This window comes from Marinobacter halotolerans, from assembly GCF_008795985.1.
GTDB lineage: Bacteria > Pseudomonadota > Gammaproteobacteria > Pseudomonadales > Oleiphilaceae > Marinobacter > Marinobacter halotolerans.
The window spans coordinates 1080919-1098880 of the sequence record NZ_VMHP01000001.1; the positions used below are offsets into that span (position 1 = coordinate 1080919).

Consider the following 17962-nt stretch of genomic DNA (forward strand, 5'->3'; position numbering starts at 1 on the left):
AGGACACCGAACCATGTTGTTAAAAAATGCGGTGCAGCTGATCTGTTACCCGGACCGGATCGGCAATAACCTGAAAGACCTCTACACGGTCGTCGACACGCATCTGTCCGAAGCCATCGGGGGGCTGCACATCCTGCCGTTTTTTCCCTCCAACGCCGATGGCGGCTTCTCGCCGCTGACCCACAAGGAGGTGGACCCGGCGTTTGGCACCTGGGACGACATCGAAGCCTTCACCAAAAAGTACGACCTGTGCGTGGACCTGACCGTTAACCACATCTCGGACGAATCCCCCGAGTTCCGCGATTTCATCGCCAACGGCTTCGACTCGGACTACGCCGATCTGTTTGTGCACGTGGACAAATTCGGCGAGATCTCGCCGGACGACATGGCGAAGATCCACATCCGCAAGGAGAAAGAACCCTTCCGTGAAGTGACCCTTTCTGACGGCACCAAAACCCGGGTGTGGTGTACCTTCACCGAACAGCAGATCGACCTGAATTACGAATCCGACCTGGCCTACCAGCTGATGGAAAGCTACATCGGATTCCTGACCTCCAAGGGCGTTAACCTGCTGCGCCTAGACGCATTCGGCTACACCACCAAACGCATTGGCACCAGCTGCTTCCTGGTGGAACCGGAGGTGTACCAGATACTCGACTGGATCAACGAAGTCGCCCTGAAACACGGCGCGGAATGCCTGCCGGAAGTGCATGACCACACCAGCTACCAGTACGCCATCAGCCGCCGGAACATGCACCCCTACGGCTTCGCCCTGCCGCCGCTGTTACTGTATTCGCTGCTGGATGCGAACAGCGTGTACCTGAAGAACTGGCTGCGCATGTGCCCGCGCAACATGGTCACCGTGCTGGATACCCACGACGGCATCTGCATCCCGGATGTGGAGGGCGTGTTGCCGGACGAGAAAATCCGTGTACTGATCGACAACATCGACGCCCGCAGCGCCGACCCCATCATGCGGCGCTCAGCGGCCAACATTCACAGCGTGGGGGCCATCTACCAGCTCACCTGCACCTTCTATGACGCACTGATGCAGAACGACGACGCCTACATCGCCGCCCGCGCCATCCAGTTCTTCACGCCCGGCATCCCGCAGGTCTATTACGTGGGCCTCCTGGCCGGCTGCAACGATCATGAACTGATGGAAGAAAGTGGCGAACTGAGGGACATCAACCGCCACTACTACACCCTGGACGAAGTGGAAGAAGACATTCAGAAACCGGTAGTCCAACGCCTGCTGAGCCTGATGAAGTTCCGCAGCAACTACCCGGCCTTTGATGGGCACTTCGAACTGAACTATTCCAACAGCTCCAGCGTCGCCATGGCCTGGCGCCACGGCGAGTATTACTGCCATCTGTTTGTGGACCTGAACTTCAAAACGGTGAAGGTGAACTACGTGGATGTGGAAACCGGGAAGACCAGGCATCTGGAATGCTGAGCCCAGACAGACCTCAATCCTCCCGCATCTCCCGAATGCGCATCGGCATGGCATCGATTCGGCGGAAAATAGCATCCAAATTCAGGGTCGGCTCGCGACTTTTGATACCGCCGTCCTTGCCGATCAGAAGGACGCGTTCGTCCGCATCGCTCTTTTCCAACAGGTCCGTTACGTCTTGTGCAACGCCCCTGGTCAGCGCCCCCTGATTCGAGACCAGGCCTGATTCGGTGTTCACAAACCAGATGATATCCCGATCGTCTATACCGGCCTGCGCGGCCTGTAAGGTGTCTATCGCACCCTCTGTGTCAGGCGCCGCCTGCACGAGCACAAGCCGGTTGTTCCATCGGTAATCGGACAGTCGGTTCATATCGGCTCCGTCGGCGGTCCCCGAGATCAGTAGCAGCAAATAGGCAAAAATGGCTTCGCGTCGAAATCCACAAAACTTTGAGATCATCGTTACCCCCTGCGATGCTCTGCCCGGCTATCAATGTATCGCCTGCTCCCTGTTGATCTGCGGCATGGTCTGGTTATTCGCTCTCACGGATGGCACGGACATCCTCGATATCCACCGGACGTGAAAGCACAGATTTATACCGGACCAGATCGTCCTTCAGCATAAGGGGCAGTTCAAGGCCCAGCAAATGCACGGTCGCATAGCGAGAAAAATCAATGTTGAGTGGAACCCATGTCTCGTTGCCTGCATCGAAGATTTTCGGACCGTCAGCGTTACCTACCTCCACTTTGATGCCTTCAAACTTGAACTGGACGTAAGTTAGATCCCAACCTTCCTCTTGGCGGTGGGCGGCAGCCTTGGATACAAATTCCTGGCCGGCCTGAACCACTGACGAAAAGTGTTCACCGGGAACGAAAAGGTCGATGTCATTCAGGTCACGCTCGGAGCCATATCCCTTTGCAGCGAGTCCTCCACAGATTAGAAAGGGGATATTCCGATCTCTCAGTAACCCCACAATCCAGTGGGCCGCTAAATGATGCACGACTCCTCCTTTTACGAATAACGCTCCGCTTATGAAAGAACTCTCCCGCAAGCCGAACAAATACAATAAAGCCGCAGCCACCTTATTGCCTACAGTCGCCATCGCATGGGATGAGTCTGTTCAAGCACACCGTTCTGGTCCCAGTCTTCCCACCCGGTAAAAGGAATGGATGACTCGTTAAACAGACCTGGCAACCGATCCGCCCACACCGTTTTATTCTGCTCCAACTGATCCCTGAATTCAGACTCATCCTGATAACGAATGCCACCACCCTGAATGCCATAGCTGACCTGGGGCGCCAGCACCTCAAACCCCACGTAATAAAGCGAGGAATGCATAGGCCACAGCCATTCCACCATATTGCCAGCGCGACCGAAGGGCATGAACGCCTGATGCGGAGACCCGGTGGTCACTGAACACAGGGCCTTTTTACCCTGAAAATGCCCCCGGTTGTATCGCCTGCTGCCGGAGTAGAGCCCGCCGTAAACCAGCACCCGATCAAACCAGCCTTTCAGAATGGCGGGCTGCGCATGCCACCACAACGGAAACTGGAAAATCACCAGATCGGCCCACTCCAGCCGGCCAATTTCCCGCTGAACCTCCGGCGCCAGGGCACCCCGCTCATAATGGGCGCGCTGCTCGGTCAAGGGCGCAAAATACTGTTCATCTACCCTCTGGGAATAGTGGCTGGCGCGTTCAACCGGATCGAATCCTTCCTGATAGAGGTCGTCCAGTTCGACGGTGTGCCCCGCATACTCAAGGGCCTGCTTCGCCACATCCGCCAGCCCGCCATTGAACGACGCCCGCTCCGGGTGCGCCAGTACAATCAACACATTCATAAGGTTTCACCCCTTTTTGAATTCATCTGGGGATAGCCTATGCTGTTCTTAGATGCACATACATTCCCAATATCTTACAACTGAGCTTGCATGAACGAACAGAACATCCGATGGGATGACCTGCAAATCATCGCCGCCATTGCCGACACGGGCACGCTGTCCGGCGCTGGCAGGCGCCTGGGAGTGAGCCATGCGACCGTCTTCCGCCGGCTGACGAATCTGGAAAATCAGCTGGGCGTCACCCTGTTTGAACGTTCACGCACTGGCTATTCCGCAAGCGCCGCCGGCGAGGACCTGTTCGCGGTCGCAAAACGGGTACAAACAGACATCACCGGCGCCGAACGCCGACTAGCGGGAAAAGACCTGAAGCTGTCCGGCACCATCCGGGTCACCACCACCGACACCCTGTTTGCGGGCCTGCTGGCCAAACCCTTCGACACCTTTCGGACGGACTATCCCGACATCAAGCTGGAAGTCGTCATCTCCAACCAGGTGCAAAGTTTGAGCAAACGGGAAGCGGACGTCGCCATTCGCCCCACCGATAACCCGCCGGAAACGCTGGTTGGTCGCAAGGTTGGGGTAATCCGGCAAAGCGTTTACGGGCAGCGACAGCATTGGCAGAACGAACAGACGCCCCTGCAAACCTTAACCGGGCACCTATGGATTGGCCCGGACAACCATATGGGCAACCGTGCCCTGGAAACCTGGATGGCCCGGAATGGACTGGACGAGTTCAGCCATTACCGGGTCGACTCCATGCTGGGCATGCAAACCGCCACGCGATCAGGCGCGGCTGTTGCCGTGCTTCCGGACTATCTGGGGGAGGTAGATCCAGAGCTCTGCCGGCTGACGGATTCCATTGGAGAGTTGGACATTCCACTGTGGATTCTGACCCATCCTGATCTGAGGCGGGTGAAGCGAATTCGGGAGTTTACACAGGTTATTGGGGAGTGTTTGCGGAAGCGGCTTGGTTAGAACCGGGACCAGCCTGGTTATTCCTTTAAGCCGGCCCTGGTGATGGTTCCCTGAGCAACGGCAACGATGCGCTCGCCTTCATCCCCAATTGCCACAACATTACACTGACACACAGCCTGGTTTTTCCCTGACGAAAGCACTGTTGCTCTTGCCAACAGTTTTCTACCGATAGCAGGTCGCAAATAATTGATCTTGTACTCGGAGGTAACCGAATCGCCCAGCACCGAGCCACCGGCATAGGTCAATGCATTGTCTGCCAGATAACTGATCACACCGCCGTGGACGAAACCATGCTGCTGCTTCAGCTCTTCGCGCACAACCAGGCCAAGAACCGCCGTTCCGGGCTCAAAAAGTTCAAGCTCAGTGCCGAGCAGAACGCTGAATGGCTGGCTCTCCAATATCTTTTTACCGAATTCGAACAAGTCACTCACTGCCTTTTCCTTTTGCGGATGTCCCCTTTCAATCAACTGACGCTTCAACGCGAAGCTTTGCAGCAATGGAAGTCTCAGATCGCAAGTTGCCGGCCAAACAACCACGGGCTCACGGCGGTTAACGCGACGAGAGCGTAGTACACCGGCCCGGATACGGGATCCCGCTGTGTAAACACCTCAGTCACCGACATATCCCGAAGGCCAACGCCTACCCCCACATCGGCGGCAAGCACCAGGCCAGCAGCGAGCAGACCGACGCTGAGCCGGAACGAGGGGCCGTGAGAGGGACATAGCCTACGACCCACCCATCTCCCGGCCAGGATGATAGCCACAAGCATGAATGGAGCTTCAATGAGTTCCGCCGCACGAACACCCAGGCGGGGTTCCAGCCACAGAACACGAATAGGACCGAGGAGGAACCCGACCCCAAACACCACGGCGAAGTAAATCGCTGCTACCTTCACCAATCGCACAATGCTCACGTTCGGTTTCCCCCTGGCGCCTTACGCTTGGCCTTGCGGCGTGCCGGAGCGCAGCGTAGGCACGTCCGACAACAGCATGTAGTACTCCTCAGAGAGGACCACACGCACCGCATTCTCTTTGAGAGGCTCTTCCTTTTTTCGCCCAAACAATTTCCTTAGTACAACCTTTCTCCTGGAACCTAACCTAACAGCGATTAAACCAAACGCGTCATTGTTCCAAAACGCGACCTCTTCATAATCACGCGATTCCGCCAAAACCTAGCCCATCAACCACCCCACCGCCACCGCAAACTTTCGTACAGGCACAAAAAAACGCGCCGGGGCTTTAGCCAGCCGGCGCGCGCAAGGGAAGTAAAACCGTGGGTTTATTCGGCCGTCAGTTCGATCACGTCAATGCCATACAGTGTGGTGGTGCCGCTTACTTCATTACCCACCGCCAGCAGGGGCTGGCTGTTCGGGCTCTGGCCTGCGGGGATGAACACGATGCTTTCCGGGCCCAGGTCGCCGGCCATGCCTTGTTCCAGTTGGGTCTGGCTTACGGAGAAGTCGCGGTTGTTCAGGTACTGCACGAACTCGGGGTTCTGCGGGTTGGTGACGTTGTACACCATGATGCCGCCTACCCGCTCCAGGCCGATGAAGGCGAAGGTCTGGCCGTTGATCTGGCCGGTGGTGATGGCTTCGGGTTCCGGGCCTTTGTCGTCGGAGCGGTTGTCGAAGCTGTTTTCGTCGTTGTTGCCGTTGAAGTTGTCCGGGATCAGGTTGGCGGTGATGCGCTCGAATTCGCTGCCGCTGTCGAATACCCGTTGGCCGTCGGCGGACCAGATGGAGAAGGAGCGGGCGCCGTAGGAGTAGAGTTCGTTATAGCACTCGGTTACTGCCAGGGCTCCGCAATCGGTGGTGGTGCCAAGTGTGGTGGTGATGTTCAGGCGGCCAAGGTTGCGCTCTTGCTGGATATCTGCCGGAAACACGCCGGGGGCCAGGGTCAGGTCGGCTACCCGGGCTTCTTCGCTGAAGCCAGCGTAGTCCCGCGCGTCGCCTTCGTTGGCGGTGATGTAATAGGTTTTGCCGTTGTAGCCGTAGCTGGCCATGGAATCGGGCATGTACATGCCTTTCACCGGCCAGTTGCGGATATTGATGCCGCTGTCTTCGTTGCTGGCGTCCAGCTCGTTGCCGATCAGGTTATAGTCCTTGAAGCCCAGGGGCACGATGGCGCTGATAGTGCCGGCGGCGATGTCCAGTTCGGCTACGGCGTTGTTCTCCTGCAGGGCGACCCAGGCTTTCTGGTTGTCGATGGAGACGGCGATGTATTCCGGCTCCATGTCCTGGGCCAGGGTGGCGCCGGGGCCGAATACCCGCAGGCCGGCGACTTCCAGTTCGGCCTGGTCGGCGTTGAAGCCCGCGAAACTGGCGGTGGTGACGGTAGCCGAGGCCACGCCATTGCTCAGGTCAATGATGCTGACGGAGCCTTCCGGGTCGTTGGTGTAGTCGTCGCTAGGCTCGCCTTCGTTGGCCACCAGTACTTTCTGGCCGTCGCGGGTGAAGGTCAGCATGTCTGGCAGGGCGCCGACGGTGACTTCACCGATCTTGCTCAGGTCGGTGGTGTTGTAGAAAACCACTTTGCCGTTGTCCTGCTTTACCGTTGCCTCGATGGCCACGGCCACCAGGTCTCCGTATACCGCCACGCTGTTGGCAACGCCGCCCTCGGCACTGGCGTCGATGGTGCCCATCAGCGTCGGCATGGCCGGGTCGTTGATGTCCAGTACGTCTACGGTTACATCATTCGCATTCACCACGAACAGGCGCTGGTTGGCCGGGTCGTGGGCGACTATCTCTGCTGCCGCTTCGTCGAAGGCGCCGCTGGCGTAGGTGCCCAGGGTGTTCAGTTCGATCAGGGTCTGGCTGGTGCCGGGGGCGCCATCGGTGCCGTCAGTGCCGTCGTCGGTGCAGCCGGCAAGGGTAACAAGCGAGCCGGTAATGGCCAGGGTAAGCAGGGATTTGCGAAGTTCCATAGTCGCCTCAGTGAGTCAGTGGGATGTTTAGTGACTCATTAATTTAGGGCGGCGATATGACAGCTCGGGGTCAGTATGAAGACAGTTTCAAGGCAGGCGTGTTTCAGTGTTCCATAAAAAAGGCGGCCGTATGGCCGCCCTGCTCTCTCGTCACGCTTTCCGCGCTCTCTTCTTTCTCCGGGCTCTTAGTGGCCCAGGTAGCTGCGATACATCCAGACCGTTTTTTCCTGCTCGGAGATGTAGTCGCTCATCAGTGCCACGGTGCCTTCGTCGTCGGCATCGCCGGCCAGGTGCAGCAGTTCACGCTGGCGGGTGATCAGTTTGGCGAAGCTTTCCACGATGTTTTCCATGGCTTCTTTGCCGTCGGATACGTCTTTGCGCTCCGGCACTTCGGATTTTTCGATATAGGTACTGTAGGCGTGGGCCGGGCGGTGGCCCAGTGTTAGGACCCGCTCGGCGATTTCGTCGATCTTCAGCAGCAGGTCATCGTAAAGCTCTTCGAACTTCACGTGCAGTTCGAAGAAGTTGTCACCCTTGATGTTCCAGTGGTAGCCGCGCACGTTCATGTAGAAGATCTGGTAATTGGACAGCAGATCGTTCAGTGAGTCGGCGAGTTTGGCAGTTTTTTCAGTATCCAGGCCGATGAAGTTCTTGCTCATAGCGTGTCTCCTTGACAGCAAATGATGAAATATTGGCTTCTACGCTAACTTAGATTACTGAAATAAGGGAAGTTTAGTTCACCAATACCCCTGATAGTACGGTCTAATGCCTATGCTTCTGGCTCGCCAAGGCTGAATAGCCCTTTCCTATCAGAAATCTCAAAACAATTGATTTAACATTGATTCTCACTCAGCGTCTAATGATTCCAATACCACGTTTCATAGCTACACGGATTCGGAGTCACCCATGAGCGCGCTGAAGCTTTTCATACACAACCATGGCTCGAAGGGAGATCAGTCACTGATCAAAACCATCACCTTCGCCATGACGCACTTTACGGTTGCCTTCACCGTTGCCTATCTGCTGACCGGCGACATCTTGATCGGCAGCCTGATCGCGATGGTCGAGCCGGCCATCAACACGGTTGCCTATTTCTTCCACGAGCGCATCTGGGCCCGCCGGGCCGCCGGGGTTACACGCCCGGCCCACAATCCGTGCAGCCTTCCTCAGGCGCAGGGCCAATGCTGAGGTTGCGGTTCAGGTCCTTCAGCGCCGTGCGCAGGCCCTCTTCAATCACCGGGTGATAGAAGGGCATTTCCAGCATCTCGCTGACGGTCAGCCGCTTTTGGGCGGACCAGGCCAGCAGGTGAGCAATGTGCTCCGCCGCCGGGCCGAACATTTCCGCGCCCATGAACAGGCCGGTGCCGTGTTCCCCGTAAACCCGCAATAGCCCGCGATTCTTGCCGATCACGCGGCTGCGCCCCTGGTCTTCAAACGACACTTCCCCTACCGCAAAGCAGCCTTTGCAGCGCTCATCAACCTGGTCGCGGGTAAGCCCCACGGTGGCGATCTGCGGATCGGTAAACACGATGGCCAGATGGGTGCGGCGCAGGCCGGTACGCACCTCCGGCCAGGACGCCGCGTTCTGCCCGGCAATGTGCCCTTCATCGGCGGCTTCATGCAGAAGCGGCAGGCTGTTGTTGGCGTCGCCGGCGATAAAAATATGGCTGTCGCCGCAGCGCAGGGTGTAGGGGTCGAATACCGGGCTGCCCTTGTCGTCCAGTTCGATACCGGCATTCTGTATATCCAGCCCGTCGACGTTGGGGCGGCGGCCAGTAGCGGCCAGCAGGTAGTCGAAGGTTTCGGTGGTGTCGCTGCCATTCTCAGCAAAGGTGACGGCAACGCCCTGCTCCACCCGCTCGACTTTCTTAACGTCGGCTTCCGGGTCCAGGGGGAATTCCTCGTTGAAGGTTTTCAGGGCGTAGTCGCGGATGGTCTTGTCCTGTATCGCGCCGATGGAGCCGCTTTTGCCGAACATGCGCACCCGCACCCCCAGCCGTGCAAGGGCCTGCCCCAGTTCCAGGCCGATTACCCCGGGGCCGAATATCGCCACGGACTCGGGAAGGTCCTGCCATTCGAAGATGTCGTCGTTCACCACCAGGCGGTCCTTGGCGTCTTTCAGGAAGCCGGGGATGTTTGGGCGGGCGCCGGTGGCGATGATGATGCGCTCGGCGTTCACTTCGGTGTGGTCCCCCACCATCAGGCGGTTGGGGCCAACGAACCGGGCATGGCCCATCAGCCGATGTTCCTCGGGGAAGTTCTCCACCGAACGGACCACCGATCCGGCGAAGCGATCCCGCTCGGACCGGACGCGTTCCATCACCTTTTTGCCATCCACGGTGATGTTGCCGGCCGATATGCCGAACAGATCCCCAAGCTGCATCTGGTGGGCGTTGTCGGCGGCGGCAATCAGGAGCTTGCTGGGCATGCAGCCAACCCTGGCGCAAGTCGTCCCGTACTGGTCGGCCTCGATCAGTACCACCTTGTCGGTGGCTTTGGTTACCCGCTTGTAGGCGACCATGCCTGCGGTGCCCACGCCGATGATGGCAACGTCTACGTCTCGCTTTTCCATCGATATTTCTCCTGATGCTTCACGCGTTCGTGAAAAAAAGCCGGTTTCGACCTATGCTGTCAGACTTTTCATACGGCGGCGAGCAAACCGGGGGCGAACGGATGCAGAATTACTGGGCGGAGTTTCTGACGGTGGCGCTGGTTCACCTGCTGGCGGTGGCAAGCCCGGGCCCGGACTTTGCGGTGATGCTGCGCCAGGCCCTGTGCCAGAGCAGGCGCAATGCGCTGCTGACCGCTTTCGGCATTGGCGCGGGGATTCTGGTGCACGTGTGCTATTCCCTGCTGGGCATCGGGCTGCTGATCCAGCAGTCGGTGGTGCTTTTCAGCGTTCTGAAGGTGATGGGCGCGCTTTACCTGACGTGGATTGCCATCCAGTGCCTGAAGGCCCGGGCCGGCGGCATTTACGTGGACACCCAGCCCCGCGTGGCGCAATCCGGCTTTGCGGCCCTGCGCCTGGGATTCCTGACCAATACGCTTAACCCCAAGGCGACACTGTTCTTTGTGTCACTGTTCTCGGTGGTGATCAGCCCCGGCACGCCGGTTGCCCTGCAGGCGGGCTACGGCATCTACATGGCGCTGGCCACCGGGCTGTGGTTTGCCCTGGTCGCCGTGTTTTTCACCCTCGAGCGGGTGCGCAAAAGCTTCAACCGCTTCGGCCACTGGCTGGACCGGCTGATGGGCGGCGTGCTGCTGTTACTGGCCGGGCAGCTGCTGTTTTCTACAGTAAGCGGATCAGAGCCTCCGTCTGGTCCCATCCCAGGCACGGATCGGTAATCGAGCAGCCGTAGAGCAGTTCCCCGCCGTCGCTCTGGCGGCCCGGCTCCAGGAAGCTTTCCAGCATCAGCCCGCGAATTCCGCTATTGCCGGCATTGCGCTGGGCGATTACGTCTCTGGCAATATCCATCTGGCGTTCGTGTTGTTTGCAGGCATTGTCGTGGCTGCAGTCCACCATCACCGAGGTTGAAACCCCGCCTGCGTCCAGCGCCGCCATGGCCTCGCGGATGCTGTCGGCGTCGTAGTTGGTGATGCCTCGGCCACCGCGCAGTACCAGGTGGGTGTCCGGGTTACCCGGGGTGTTGAGCATGGCCGGGGCGCCGTTTTCGCCGATACCGAAATGCTGGTGCGGGTGGCCGGCGGATTTCATGGCATTCACCGCAACCCCTACCGTGCCATCGGTGCCGTTCTTGAAGCCCACGGGCATGGGCAGGCCGCTGGCCATTTCCCGATGCACCTGGGATTCGGTGGTGCGCGCGCCGATGGCGGTCCAACTGACCAGGTCCCCCAGGTAGTCCATGGCGAAGGGGCTCAGTGCTTCGGTGGCAATGGGCAGGCCCATTTCGGCCAGGTTCAACAACAGCCGGCGCGAGCGAACCAGGCCCTCGTTCAGGTCGCCCTGGCCGGTGCGGTCCGGGTCATACAACAGGCCTTTCCAGCCTACGGTAGTGCGGGGCTTTTCCAGGTAGGCCCGCATCACGATCAGGAAGCGGTCGCTGACCTCATCGGCCAGCTTGCTGAGCTTTGCACCGTATTCCAGCGCCGCCACTTCGTCATGGATGGAGCAAGGCCCCATGACGATCAGCAGCCGCGAGTCCTCGCCCCTTAGAATGCGTCGCACGGCGTCGCGCTGTTCGGCAATCCGGGCCTGTACGTCCGCAGGCACGGGGAACTCCCGCCTAAGCTGCCCCGGAGTGGGCAGGGGCGTGGCCGCTGCGGTGCCCGTGGTTTCCTGCTGAGCCTGGGTTGCGGTCAGCGCGTCAATGCTGGTTGGCATGTTCATTTTTATTGGGTCCTGTTTCCCTGTGTCCGAATCAAAAAAGCCCCGGCTGGGCTGGCTACCAGTCGGGGCTTTTCGAGTCCGGTGGCAGCCTGGTTAGGTGCCGGGCTGCCTTCCTCGTTATTCAGTCGTTCAAGACGTTTCTAACGGCGGCCCGGGCTGTGGCTAAAATAGCCATAACCAAACCACCAGAAAAACACAGCAGCGACTGCAGCCATCGGTTCATGACCGAAAGCTTTCAGTTTGTTCAATTGACAGATCGCGTGTGTTGTCTTCATGCTTTTTAATATAACCCCCGTGTTCGCGGGATTGCAACCGCTTTGGAGAAAGCCATGCGCCTTCCTTTTATAGTTGCGGCTTTGATGGCTGTTCTGATGGCCGGCCTGGCCAACCCTCTAATGGCCGCCCCGGAAGCGCGGCAATACGAATTAAGCCAGCGTTCGGCCGCTGATGTGGCACAGCAGCTCCGCGATCTCTACCCCGGCGATGAGCTTACCGTATCCAGCCAGGGCCAGCAGTTGATCGTGCGGGCCGAGCCCCGGGTGCTGGATGAAATCGGCCAGCTGATTGAAACCATGGATGTAGCCCCGGTGCAGATGCGTATTTCCGTGCGCTCGGTGAACGACAGTATGGGCAAGCAGGGGGGCAGCGGAATCACCATCACCAACGACCAGGTAAATGTGCAGGCGACCCGCAAAACCATCTCAACCCAGCAGACCCGACAGCGTTCGCTGATGGTTCAGGAAGGTCAGTCGGCCCAGATTACTTCCGGCCAGGTGCGGGCCCTGCCCATGGCCATTCGCGGCGGGCGTAATCCGGCGGTATTTCTGGAACAGGTGGAAACCCGCAGCGGGTTTATTGTCAGCCCGCAGGTGATTTCCGACAGAGCGATCGAGCTGAGCATTGTCTCGTTTGAGGAGGAACCAGACAGCGGCGTGCCCGGCTATGAAACCGAAGCCCTGATGACCATCCGCCGGGTAGAGCCGGGGCAGTGGGTATCACTGGGCAGCACGCGCGAGACGGTATCCGGACAGCAGTCCGGCATCGTCTACAGCACCGGCCAGGACAGCAAGGGCTCAACCTCCTATGAGGTTCGGGTGGACCTTCTTTAAACGGGGGTCAGGCGGCAGACGAACAGTGCTTTAGCATGACGCTTTTGGCTTCGTTGATTTTCGCAGCCAGGTAGTCGTTCCCGCCGCGGTCCGGGTGCATTTTCTGGATCAACCGGCGGTGGGCGGCGATGATTTCCTCGCGGCTGGCGGCCGGAGTCAGGCCCAGAGTGTCGCAGGCTTCATCCAGGCCCATCCCGCCGTAACTGGCCGTGGTTCTTCGCCCCGAGCCATGGCCTTCGGCCCCGTTTGCGCCCTCAGCGCCGTTCTGTCCGCCCGACTGTGACTGGTTCTGGCCTGTCATCCGCCGGACCATGGGCATGAATTTCAGCAGCATCGGCAGTTTTCGCAGCAGTGGCAGCAGCGCGGCAACCGCAGCCGTCAGCACATGAACCCGGCCTGTCAAAACCATGAAAACAAGCAGTGCACCACCAACCACCAGAACCATCTTCCAGGCGGCGGTTTTCTTTTTCTCTGCACTCAGGGCGCCCCACCGCTTGAGAATAACGAACACGGCAATGGTGAGGGCAATTCCAAGTATCCAGTGCATGAACTAATCCTGTTGATGGGCGTAAACGTAGACACGTGCCGCTTATAGTATGCCTGTCATACAGCTGCATTACGGTTGTCTGAAACTCGCAGTAATTGTACGCATTTCCACGGACAAGTCAGTGACAGCGTGCTCGCGCGTTGTATAGGATGCTATTCTTTACTCTTTTATAAATTCTGACCAGGATTTCAGCTATGCGCACCGCTTCCCGCTTTGTGATCGTCATCATCGTCCTTGGTGCCGTTCTTGGCGGCATCTTTGGCTACAAGTTCTACCAGTTCGGCCAGATGCAGGAACAGATGTCCCAGCCCCAGCCGCCCACCCAGATTGCGGCCACCGAAGCCATTACCGAGAGCTGGACCCTCGCGGTGAAGGCGGTTGGCAGCATTGAAGCGGTAAACGGTATTGGCGTTGCCAACGAACTGCCCGGCGTTGTTGAAGAGATTAACTTCGAATCCGGCGACACCGTCAAGCGGGGTGATGTGCTGGTGCGGCTGAATGCTGAAATTGACGAGGCAGCCGTGCGCACCCGTCGCGCCGAAGCACAGCTGGCGGCCCAGGAGTTCCAGCGGATTTCCGACCTTCTGCCCAAGCGGGCGGTGTCCCAGTCCCAGTACGATGAAGCCAAAGCCAACTTCGACGCCGCCAAGGCTCGGGTTAATGAAGCAGAGGCGCAGCTGAACAAGAAGACCATCCGTGCACCCTTCGATGGCACCCTCGGCATCCGCATGGTCGACCAGGGCGAGTATATTCCCACCGGCACGTCGATTGTGGAAATCAACATGCTGGATCCCATCTATGTGGACTACACCCTCTCGGAGCGGGATCTGCCCAAGGTAGCCACAGGTTACCCGGTGGTTGCCACCGTGGCAGCCGTTCCCAATGAAACCTTCGAGGGTAAGGTCACCGCCATCAACACCTCGGTGAACCCGCAAACCCGTACCGTGCGCGTACGCGCCACCCTGGACAACTCGGAGAACCGCCTGCGCCCGGGCATGTTCGCCACCATCCAGACACGCCAACCGGCTGATGACCAGGTAGTTACGGTGCCCCGCACCGCAATCTCCTATAACACCTATGGCGACTTTGTATTCGTGGTTGAAGAGAACGACGAAGGCCAGAAGGTGGTCAACCGCCGCACCGTCAAAACCGGTGAAACCCGCGACACCCGGGCAGCGGTGCTTTCCGGCCTGGAGGCCGGCGAAACCGTGGTTGCCAAGGGTCTGCTCCGTCTGCGTGCCGGCCAGCAGGTCGAGATACAGGAAGACGGGCAAGCGCAGGAGGCATCTGAGTAATGCGATTCACCGACATATTTATCCACCGTCCGGTTCTCGCGACGGTGGTCAGCCTTCTGATACTCCTGCTGGGCGCCCGGGCAGCCCTGGAAATGGAAATCCGTCAGTATCCGGAACTGGAAAGCACCACCGTCACGGTGACTACCGCGTACCCGGGCGCCAGTTCCGACCTGATCAAGGGTTTTATCACCACACCGCTGCAGCAGGCCATAGCCGAAGCCAGTGGTATTGATTACCTGACCTCCACCAGTTCCCAGGGCACCTCCACCATCGAGGCCAAGATGGAACTGAACTACGACGCCAACGCGGCGCTGGCGGAAATTCAGGCCAAGGTGGCCAGCCAGCGCAACGTGCTGCCCGCGGAAGCTCAGGACCCGGTGATCACCTCCACCACCGGTGACTCCACCGCCCTGATGTACATCGCCTTCTACAGCGAAGAGCTGGCGGTACCGCAGATTACCGATTATCTGACCCGGGTCGTGCAGCCCAAGTTGCAGGCACTGCCGGGCGTTGGCAAGGCGGAGCTGCTGGGCCGCACCTTTGCCCTGCGGGTATGGTTGAACCCCGAACGCCTGGCGGCGGTGGACATGACGCCCCAGGAAGTGGTCGCCAAACTGCGAGCCAACAACTACCAGGCAGCGGTGGGCAACACCAAGGGCACCTACACCGAAATCAGCATGACCAGCGATACGGATATTGCCGATCCGGAGAAGTTCCGCAACCTGGTGGTCAAGCAGTTCGACGGATCCCAGATCCGCCTGCAGGACATCGCCCGGGTGGAATTGGGCTCACAGACCTATGACCAGTTGGCCCTCTACAAGGGCCAGCCGGCGACCTACGTGGCCATTGAGCTGGCGCCGGGAGCCAACCCGCTGACCGTAGCCGGGCTGGTGAAAGACGAAATGCCGGGCATCAAAAGCCAGTTGCCCTCGGGTCTGAGCGCCCGTCTGGCGTACGACGCATCCGACTTTATCGAGGATTCCATCAACGAGGTCATCAAGACCCTGCTGGAAGCCTTGATGATCGTTCTGGTGGTGGTGTTCCTGTGCCTCGGCTCTATTCGGGCTGCCATTGTACCGTCGGTGGCCGTACCACTGTCGCTGATCGGTGGTGCCTTTATCATGCTGGCGTTCGGCTTTTCCCTGAACCTGCTGACGCTGCTGTCGATGGTGCTGGCCATCGGCCTGGTGGTGGACGACGCCATCATCGTGGTGGAAAACGTGCATCGACACATCGAGCAGGGGGAATCCCGCTTTGACGCCGCCATTCATGGCGCGCGGGAAATGGCCGTACCCATTATCGCCATGACCACCACCCTGGTGGCGGTCTATGCGCCCATCGGTTTTATGGGCGGCCTGGTCGGCTCTCTGTTCACCGAATTCGCCTTTACCCTGGCCGGCGCCGTGGTGATTTCCGGCATCGTCGCACTGACCCTGTCACCGATGCTGTCGGGCAAGGTACTCAAGCCCCACGGTAACCCTGCGAAATTCGAGCAAATGGTGGAGCGTACCTTCAACGGCCTTGCCAACGCCTACAAGTCGGCCCTGACCTCGCTGATGCAGACCAAATCCGTGGTGGTTTTCTTCGCAGTGGTGGTGCTGGGCTCTATCTATTTCATGGTGAACATGAGCCAGAGCGAACTGGCGCCGACGGAAGATCAGGGCATCCTGTTCTATCAGGGCCTGGGACCACAGACGGCGACCCTGGACTACCTGCTTGAGCATGGCAATGAAGTCCAGAACCGGATGTCGACGGTGCCGGGTTACGAAGAAGACTTCATGATCATCGGCATTACCGGCCCCAACGCCGTGTTTGGCGGCTTCAAGATGGCCCCCTGGAGCCAGCGCGAGACCAGCCAGTTTGAAGTACAGCCGAAGCTGGCCGCCGAGCTGGATAAGGTAACCGGCCTGCAAACAGCCGTGTTCCCGCGTCCGTCCCTGCCCGGCTCCGGCGGCGGCCTGCCGTTCCAGTTCGTAATCACCACCGGTAACAGCTACGAGCAGCTGAACGAAGTAGCGGACGAGCTGGTGGGCAAGGCCATGGGCAGTGGCAACTTCATGTTCCTGCAGAAGTCCATCAACTTTGACCGGCCCATCACCCGCATCCAGGTGGACCGGGATCGCGTGGCTGATCTGGGGCTGTCCATGCAGGACATCGGCCAGACCCTGGCCAGCATGCTGGGCGGTGGTTACATCAACCGTTTCAACATGGAAGGTCGGTCTTACCAGGTTATCCCCCAGGTGGATCAGCAGTTCCGCCTGGACGAGCAGAAGCTGAACGACTATCAGATTCGCACCGACACCGGTGAGCTGGTGCCCCTGGGCAGCGTGGTGAGCTTTACCCGCGACGTTGAACCGTCGAACCGGACCCAGTTCAACCAGCAGAACTCGCTGACGGTTCAGGGTGTGGTGCAGCCCGGAGTGGCGGCGGGTACCGCCATGGACTACATGGAGAGCACCGCCGCGGAGATCTTCCCCCAGGGCTTCAGCTACGACTACACCGGCCAGACCCGGCAGCTGGCCACCCAGGGCAGCGCCCTGGTGGTGACTTTCTTCCTGTCGCTGCTGGTGATCTATCTGGTGCTGGCGGCGCAGTTCGAAAGCTGGCGCGACCCGTTCATCATACTGGTGTCGGTGCCCATGTCGGTGGCCGGTGCCATGGCGTTCATCGTGCTTGGCTTTGCCACCATGAACATCTACACCCAGGTGGGACTGATCACGCTGATTGGTGTGGTGTCGAAGAACGGCATATTGATTGTCGAGTTCGCAAACCAGTTGCAGAAAGATCGCGGGCTGAACAAGTTTGATGCAGTGATTGAAGCTGCGGCGATTCGCCTGCGGCCAATCATCATGACATCACTGGCGCTGATCTTCGCCATGGTGCCGCTGCTGATTGCCATCGGCCCGGGCGCGGAAAGCCGCTTTGCCATCGGCCTGACCATCAGTGCAGGCCTTGGCATCGGTACGCTGTTCACCATCTTCGTGCTGCCGGCGTTCTATATCCTTCTGGGCCGGGATCACAACGCCCAGCCCGCCGCTTCATGACGCTGAGCAATCTGTTCTGGATTTTTGTGGCCGGCTTCGCCATCTGGTATTGGTGGCGAAGCAAGGCCATAAAAGATTCGGTTCTGCAGGCGGCCAAACGCTACTGTGATTCCATGGATGTCATGCTTCTGGACGACGCCGTGTATCTGCGCGGCCTCTGGTTCAAGCGCGACGACCGGGGCAGCCTGCGGGTCTGGCGGCGCTTCATGTTCGATTTCACCGTGACCGGTGAAGAACGCTACCAGGGGCGCATCATCATGCTGGGCCAGCGCATCATCCACAGCGAACTGGAGCCCCACCGGTTTGGCCCTTTCCACTGATTCTTTCCTGACTCCCCTTTAAATCCGCTGTCAGCGGCACCTCCCCCAAATGGGCGATTCTTACTTCTGCCCGAATCGCAAATAATCGTTAGTGCATTGGCGACGAAGGCCT

Annotated in this window: 18 protein-coding genes; 8 read left to right on the forward strand and 10 right to left on the reverse strand. The window is 59.1% G+C overall.

The window, feature by feature from the left end; genetic code table 11:
- Positions 1-13: 13 nt before the first annotated feature.
- Entirely contained in the window at positions 14-1456 is a 1443-nt protein-coding gene (gene gtfA / locus FPL19_RS05100; protein WP_150911236.1) for a sucrose phosphorylase, read from the forward strand.
- Between the two features lie 13 nt (positions 1457-1469).
- Here gtfA and FPL19_RS05105 read toward each other — a convergent pair whose 3' ends face one another.
- The 3 genes from FPL19_RS05105 to FPL19_RS05115 all read right to left on the reverse strand — a co-directional run bounded on the left by FPL19_RS05105 (position 1470) and on the right by FPL19_RS05115 (position 3290).
- Positions 1470-1823, reverse strand: coding sequence for a DUF4174 domain-containing protein (locus tag FPL19_RS05105; RefSeq protein WP_225314294.1), 354 nt, complete (start codon positions 1821-1823; stop codon positions 1470-1472).
- 160 nt (positions 1824-1983) lie between these two features.
- On the reverse strand, positions 1984-2553 hold the full coding sequence (locus tag FPL19_RS05110; protein WP_225314295.1) for a hypothetical protein: 570 nt from the start codon (positions 2551-2553) through the stop codon (positions 1984-1986).
- On the reverse strand, positions 2541-3290 hold the full coding sequence (locus FPL19_RS05115) for an NAD(P)H-dependent oxidoreductase (RefSeq protein WP_150911240.1): 750 nt from the start codon (positions 3288-3290) through the stop codon (positions 2541-2543). Before FPL19_RS05115 ends, FPL19_RS05110 begins: the two co-directional genes overlap by 13 nt.
- A 90-nt stretch (positions 3291-3380) precedes the next feature.
- Here FPL19_RS05115 and FPL19_RS05120 point away from each other — a divergent pair, with 90 nt between their 5' ends.
- Positions 3381-4265 carry a LysR family transcriptional regulator gene (locus tag FPL19_RS05120; protein ID WP_150911242.1) on the forward strand — a complete coding sequence of 295 codons (885 nt, stop codon included), beginning with the start codon at positions 3381-3383 and terminating at the stop codon, positions 4263-4265.
- Positions 4266-4282: 17 nt separating this feature from the next.
- Here FPL19_RS05120 and FPL19_RS05125 read toward each other — a convergent pair whose 3' ends face one another.
- The 4 genes from FPL19_RS05125 to FPL19_RS05140 all read right to left on the reverse strand — a co-directional run bounded on the left by FPL19_RS05125 (position 4283) and on the right by FPL19_RS05140 (position 7846).
- On the reverse strand, positions 4283-4762 hold the full coding sequence (locus FPL19_RS05125) for a PaaI family thioesterase (RefSeq protein WP_225314296.1): 480 nt from the start codon (positions 4760-4762) through the stop codon (positions 4283-4285).
- Between the two features lie 8 nt (positions 4763-4770).
- A complete protein-coding gene (locus FPL19_RS05130; RefSeq protein ID WP_225314297.1) occupies positions 4771-5178 on the reverse strand; it encodes a hypothetical protein in 408 nt (135 codons plus the stop codon).
- Positions 5179-5543: 365 nt separating this feature from the next.
- Entirely contained in the window at positions 5544-7187 is a 1644-nt protein-coding gene (locus tag FPL19_RS05135; protein WP_150911244.1) for a choice-of-anchor I family protein, read from the reverse strand.
- Positions 7188-7372: 185 nt separating this feature from the next.
- Entirely contained in the window at positions 7373-7846 is a 474-nt protein-coding gene (locus FPL19_RS05140) for a Dps family protein (protein ID WP_150911246.1), read from the reverse strand.
- Between the two features lie 247 nt (positions 7847-8093).
- Between FPL19_RS05140 and FPL19_RS05145 the strand changes: the two genes are divergently transcribed.
- Entirely contained in the window at positions 8094-8375 is a 282-nt protein-coding gene (locus FPL19_RS05145) for a DUF2061 domain-containing protein (protein WP_225314298.1), read from the forward strand.
- On the opposite strand, the gene FPL19_RS05150 is transcribed toward FPL19_RS05145, so the two are convergent.
- The gene (locus tag FPL19_RS05150) at positions 8320-9759 is read right to left on the reverse strand and encodes a dihydrolipoyl dehydrogenase (protein ID WP_150911248.1); all 1440 of its coding nucleotides are present in this window, start codon (positions 9757-9759) and stop codon (positions 8320-8322) included. The two genes, FPL19_RS05145 and FPL19_RS05150, sit on opposite strands and share 56 nt — an antisense overlap.
- Positions 9760-9860: 101 nt before the next feature.
- On the opposite strand from FPL19_RS05150, the gene FPL19_RS05155 reads away from it, so the two are divergent.
- A complete protein-coding gene (locus FPL19_RS05155; protein WP_150912404.1) occupies positions 9861-10532 on the forward strand; it encodes a LysE family translocator in 672 nt (223 codons plus the stop codon).
- Here FPL19_RS05155 and FPL19_RS05160 read toward each other — a convergent pair.
- Positions 10477-11535 carry a 3-deoxy-7-phosphoheptulonate synthase gene (locus FPL19_RS05160; RefSeq protein WP_225314299.1) on the reverse strand — a complete coding sequence of 353 codons (1059 nt, stop codon included), beginning with the start codon at positions 11533-11535 and terminating at the stop codon, positions 10477-10479. The genes FPL19_RS05155 and FPL19_RS05160 overlap by 56 nt on opposite strands.
- Before the next feature lie 329 nt (positions 11536-11864).
- Between FPL19_RS05160 and FPL19_RS05165 the strand changes: the two genes are divergently transcribed.
- Complete coding sequence (locus FPL19_RS05165) at positions 11865-12644, forward strand: secretin N-terminal domain-containing protein (protein ID WP_150911250.1); 780 nt, start codon at positions 11865-11867, stop codon at positions 12642-12644.
- A 7-nt stretch (positions 12645-12651) separates the two neighbouring features.
- Here the strand turns inward: FPL19_RS05165 and FPL19_RS05170 are convergent, their stop codons facing one another.
- A complete protein-coding gene (locus tag FPL19_RS05170) occupies positions 12652-13191 on the reverse strand; it encodes a J domain-containing protein (RefSeq protein WP_150911252.1) in 540 nt (179 codons plus the stop codon).
- A gap of 194 nt (positions 13192-13385) precedes the next feature.
- Here FPL19_RS05170 and FPL19_RS05175 point away from each other — a divergent pair, with 194 nt between their 5' ends.
- Genes FPL19_RS05175 through FPL19_RS05185 form a run of 3 tightly spaced genes read left to right on the forward strand, consistent with a single transcriptional unit; the run spans position 13386 to position 17850 of the window.
- Positions 13386-14486 carry an efflux RND transporter periplasmic adaptor subunit gene (locus tag FPL19_RS05175; RefSeq protein ID WP_150911254.1) on the forward strand — a complete coding sequence of 367 codons (1101 nt, stop codon included), beginning with the start codon at positions 13386-13388 and terminating at the stop codon, positions 14484-14486.
- Positions 14486-17530, forward strand: coding sequence for an efflux RND transporter permease subunit (locus FPL19_RS05180; RefSeq protein ID WP_150911256.1), 3045 nt, complete (start codon positions 14486-14488; stop codon positions 17528-17530). The genes FPL19_RS05175 and FPL19_RS05180 overlap by 1 nt, the downstream gene beginning before the upstream one ends.
- Positions 17527-17850, forward strand: a complete 324-nt coding sequence (locus tag FPL19_RS05185; RefSeq protein WP_150911258.1) for a DUF3301 domain-containing protein — start codon at positions 17527-17529, stop codon at positions 17848-17850. Before FPL19_RS05180 ends, FPL19_RS05185 begins: the two co-directional genes overlap by 4 nt.
- Positions 17851-17962: the final 112 nt, after the last annotated feature.

Bases quoted from the DNA above. Each gene is read 5' to 3' on its own strand.
- FPL19_RS05135 (WP_150911244.1), bottom strand. From the start codon at position 7,187: ATGGAACTTCGCAAATCCCTGCTTACCCTGGCCATTACCGGCTCGCTT.
- FPL19_RS05160 (WP_225314299.1), bottom strand. From the start codon at position 11,535: ATGAACATGCCAACCAGCATTGACGCGCTGACCGCAACCCAGGCTCAG.
- FPL19_RS05165 (WP_150911250.1), top strand. From the start codon at position 11,865: ATGCGCCTTCCTTTTATAGTTGCGGCTTTGATGGCTGTTCTGATGGCC.
- FPL19_RS05120 (WP_150911242.1), top strand. From the start codon at position 3,381: ATGAACGAACAGAACATCCGATGGGATGACCTGCAAATCATCGCCGCC.
- FPL19_RS05175 (WP_150911254.1), top strand. From the start codon at position 13,386: ATGCGCACCGCTTCCCGCTTTGTGATCGTCATCATCGTCCTTGGTGCC.
- FPL19_RS05110 (WP_225314295.1), bottom strand. From the start codon at position 2,553: ATGGCGACTGTAGGCAATAAGGTGGCTGCGGCTTTATTGTATTTGTTC.
- FPL19_RS05150 (WP_150911248.1), bottom strand. From the start codon at position 9,759: ATGGAAAAGCGAGACGTAGACGTTGCCATCATCGGCGTGGGCACCGCA.
- FPL19_RS05170 (WP_150911252.1), bottom strand. From the start codon at position 13,191: ATGCACTGGATACTTGGAATTGCCCTCACCATTGCCGTGTTCGTTATT.
- FPL19_RS05105 (WP_225314294.1), bottom strand. From the start codon at position 1,823: ATGAACCGACTGTCCGATTACCGATGGAACAACCGGCTTGTGCTCGTG.
- gtfA (WP_150911236.1), top strand. From the start codon at position 14: ATGTTGTTAAAAAATGCGGTGCAGCTGATCTGTTACCCGGACCGGATC.
- FPL19_RS05115 (WP_150911240.1), bottom strand. From the start codon at position 3,290: ATGAATGTGTTGATTGTACTGGCGCACCCGGAGCGGGCGTCGTTCAAT.
- FPL19_RS05155 (WP_150912404.1), top strand. From the start codon at position 9,861: ATGCAGAATTACTGGGCGGAGTTTCTGACGGTGGCGCTGGTTCACCTG.
- FPL19_RS05180 (WP_150911256.1), top strand. From the start codon at position 14,486: ATGCGATTCACCGACATATTTATCCACCGTCCGGTTCTCGCGACGGTG.
- FPL19_RS05145 (WP_225314298.1), top strand. From the start codon at position 8,094: ATGAGCGCGCTGAAGCTTTTCATACACAACCATGGCTCGAAGGGAGAT.
- FPL19_RS05140 (WP_150911246.1), bottom strand. From the start codon at position 7,846: ATGAGCAAGAACTTCATCGGCCTGGATACTGAAAAAACTGCCAAACTC.
- FPL19_RS05185 (WP_150911258.1), top strand. From the start codon at position 17,527: ATGACGCTGAGCAATCTGTTCTGGATTTTTGTGGCCGGCTTCGCCATC.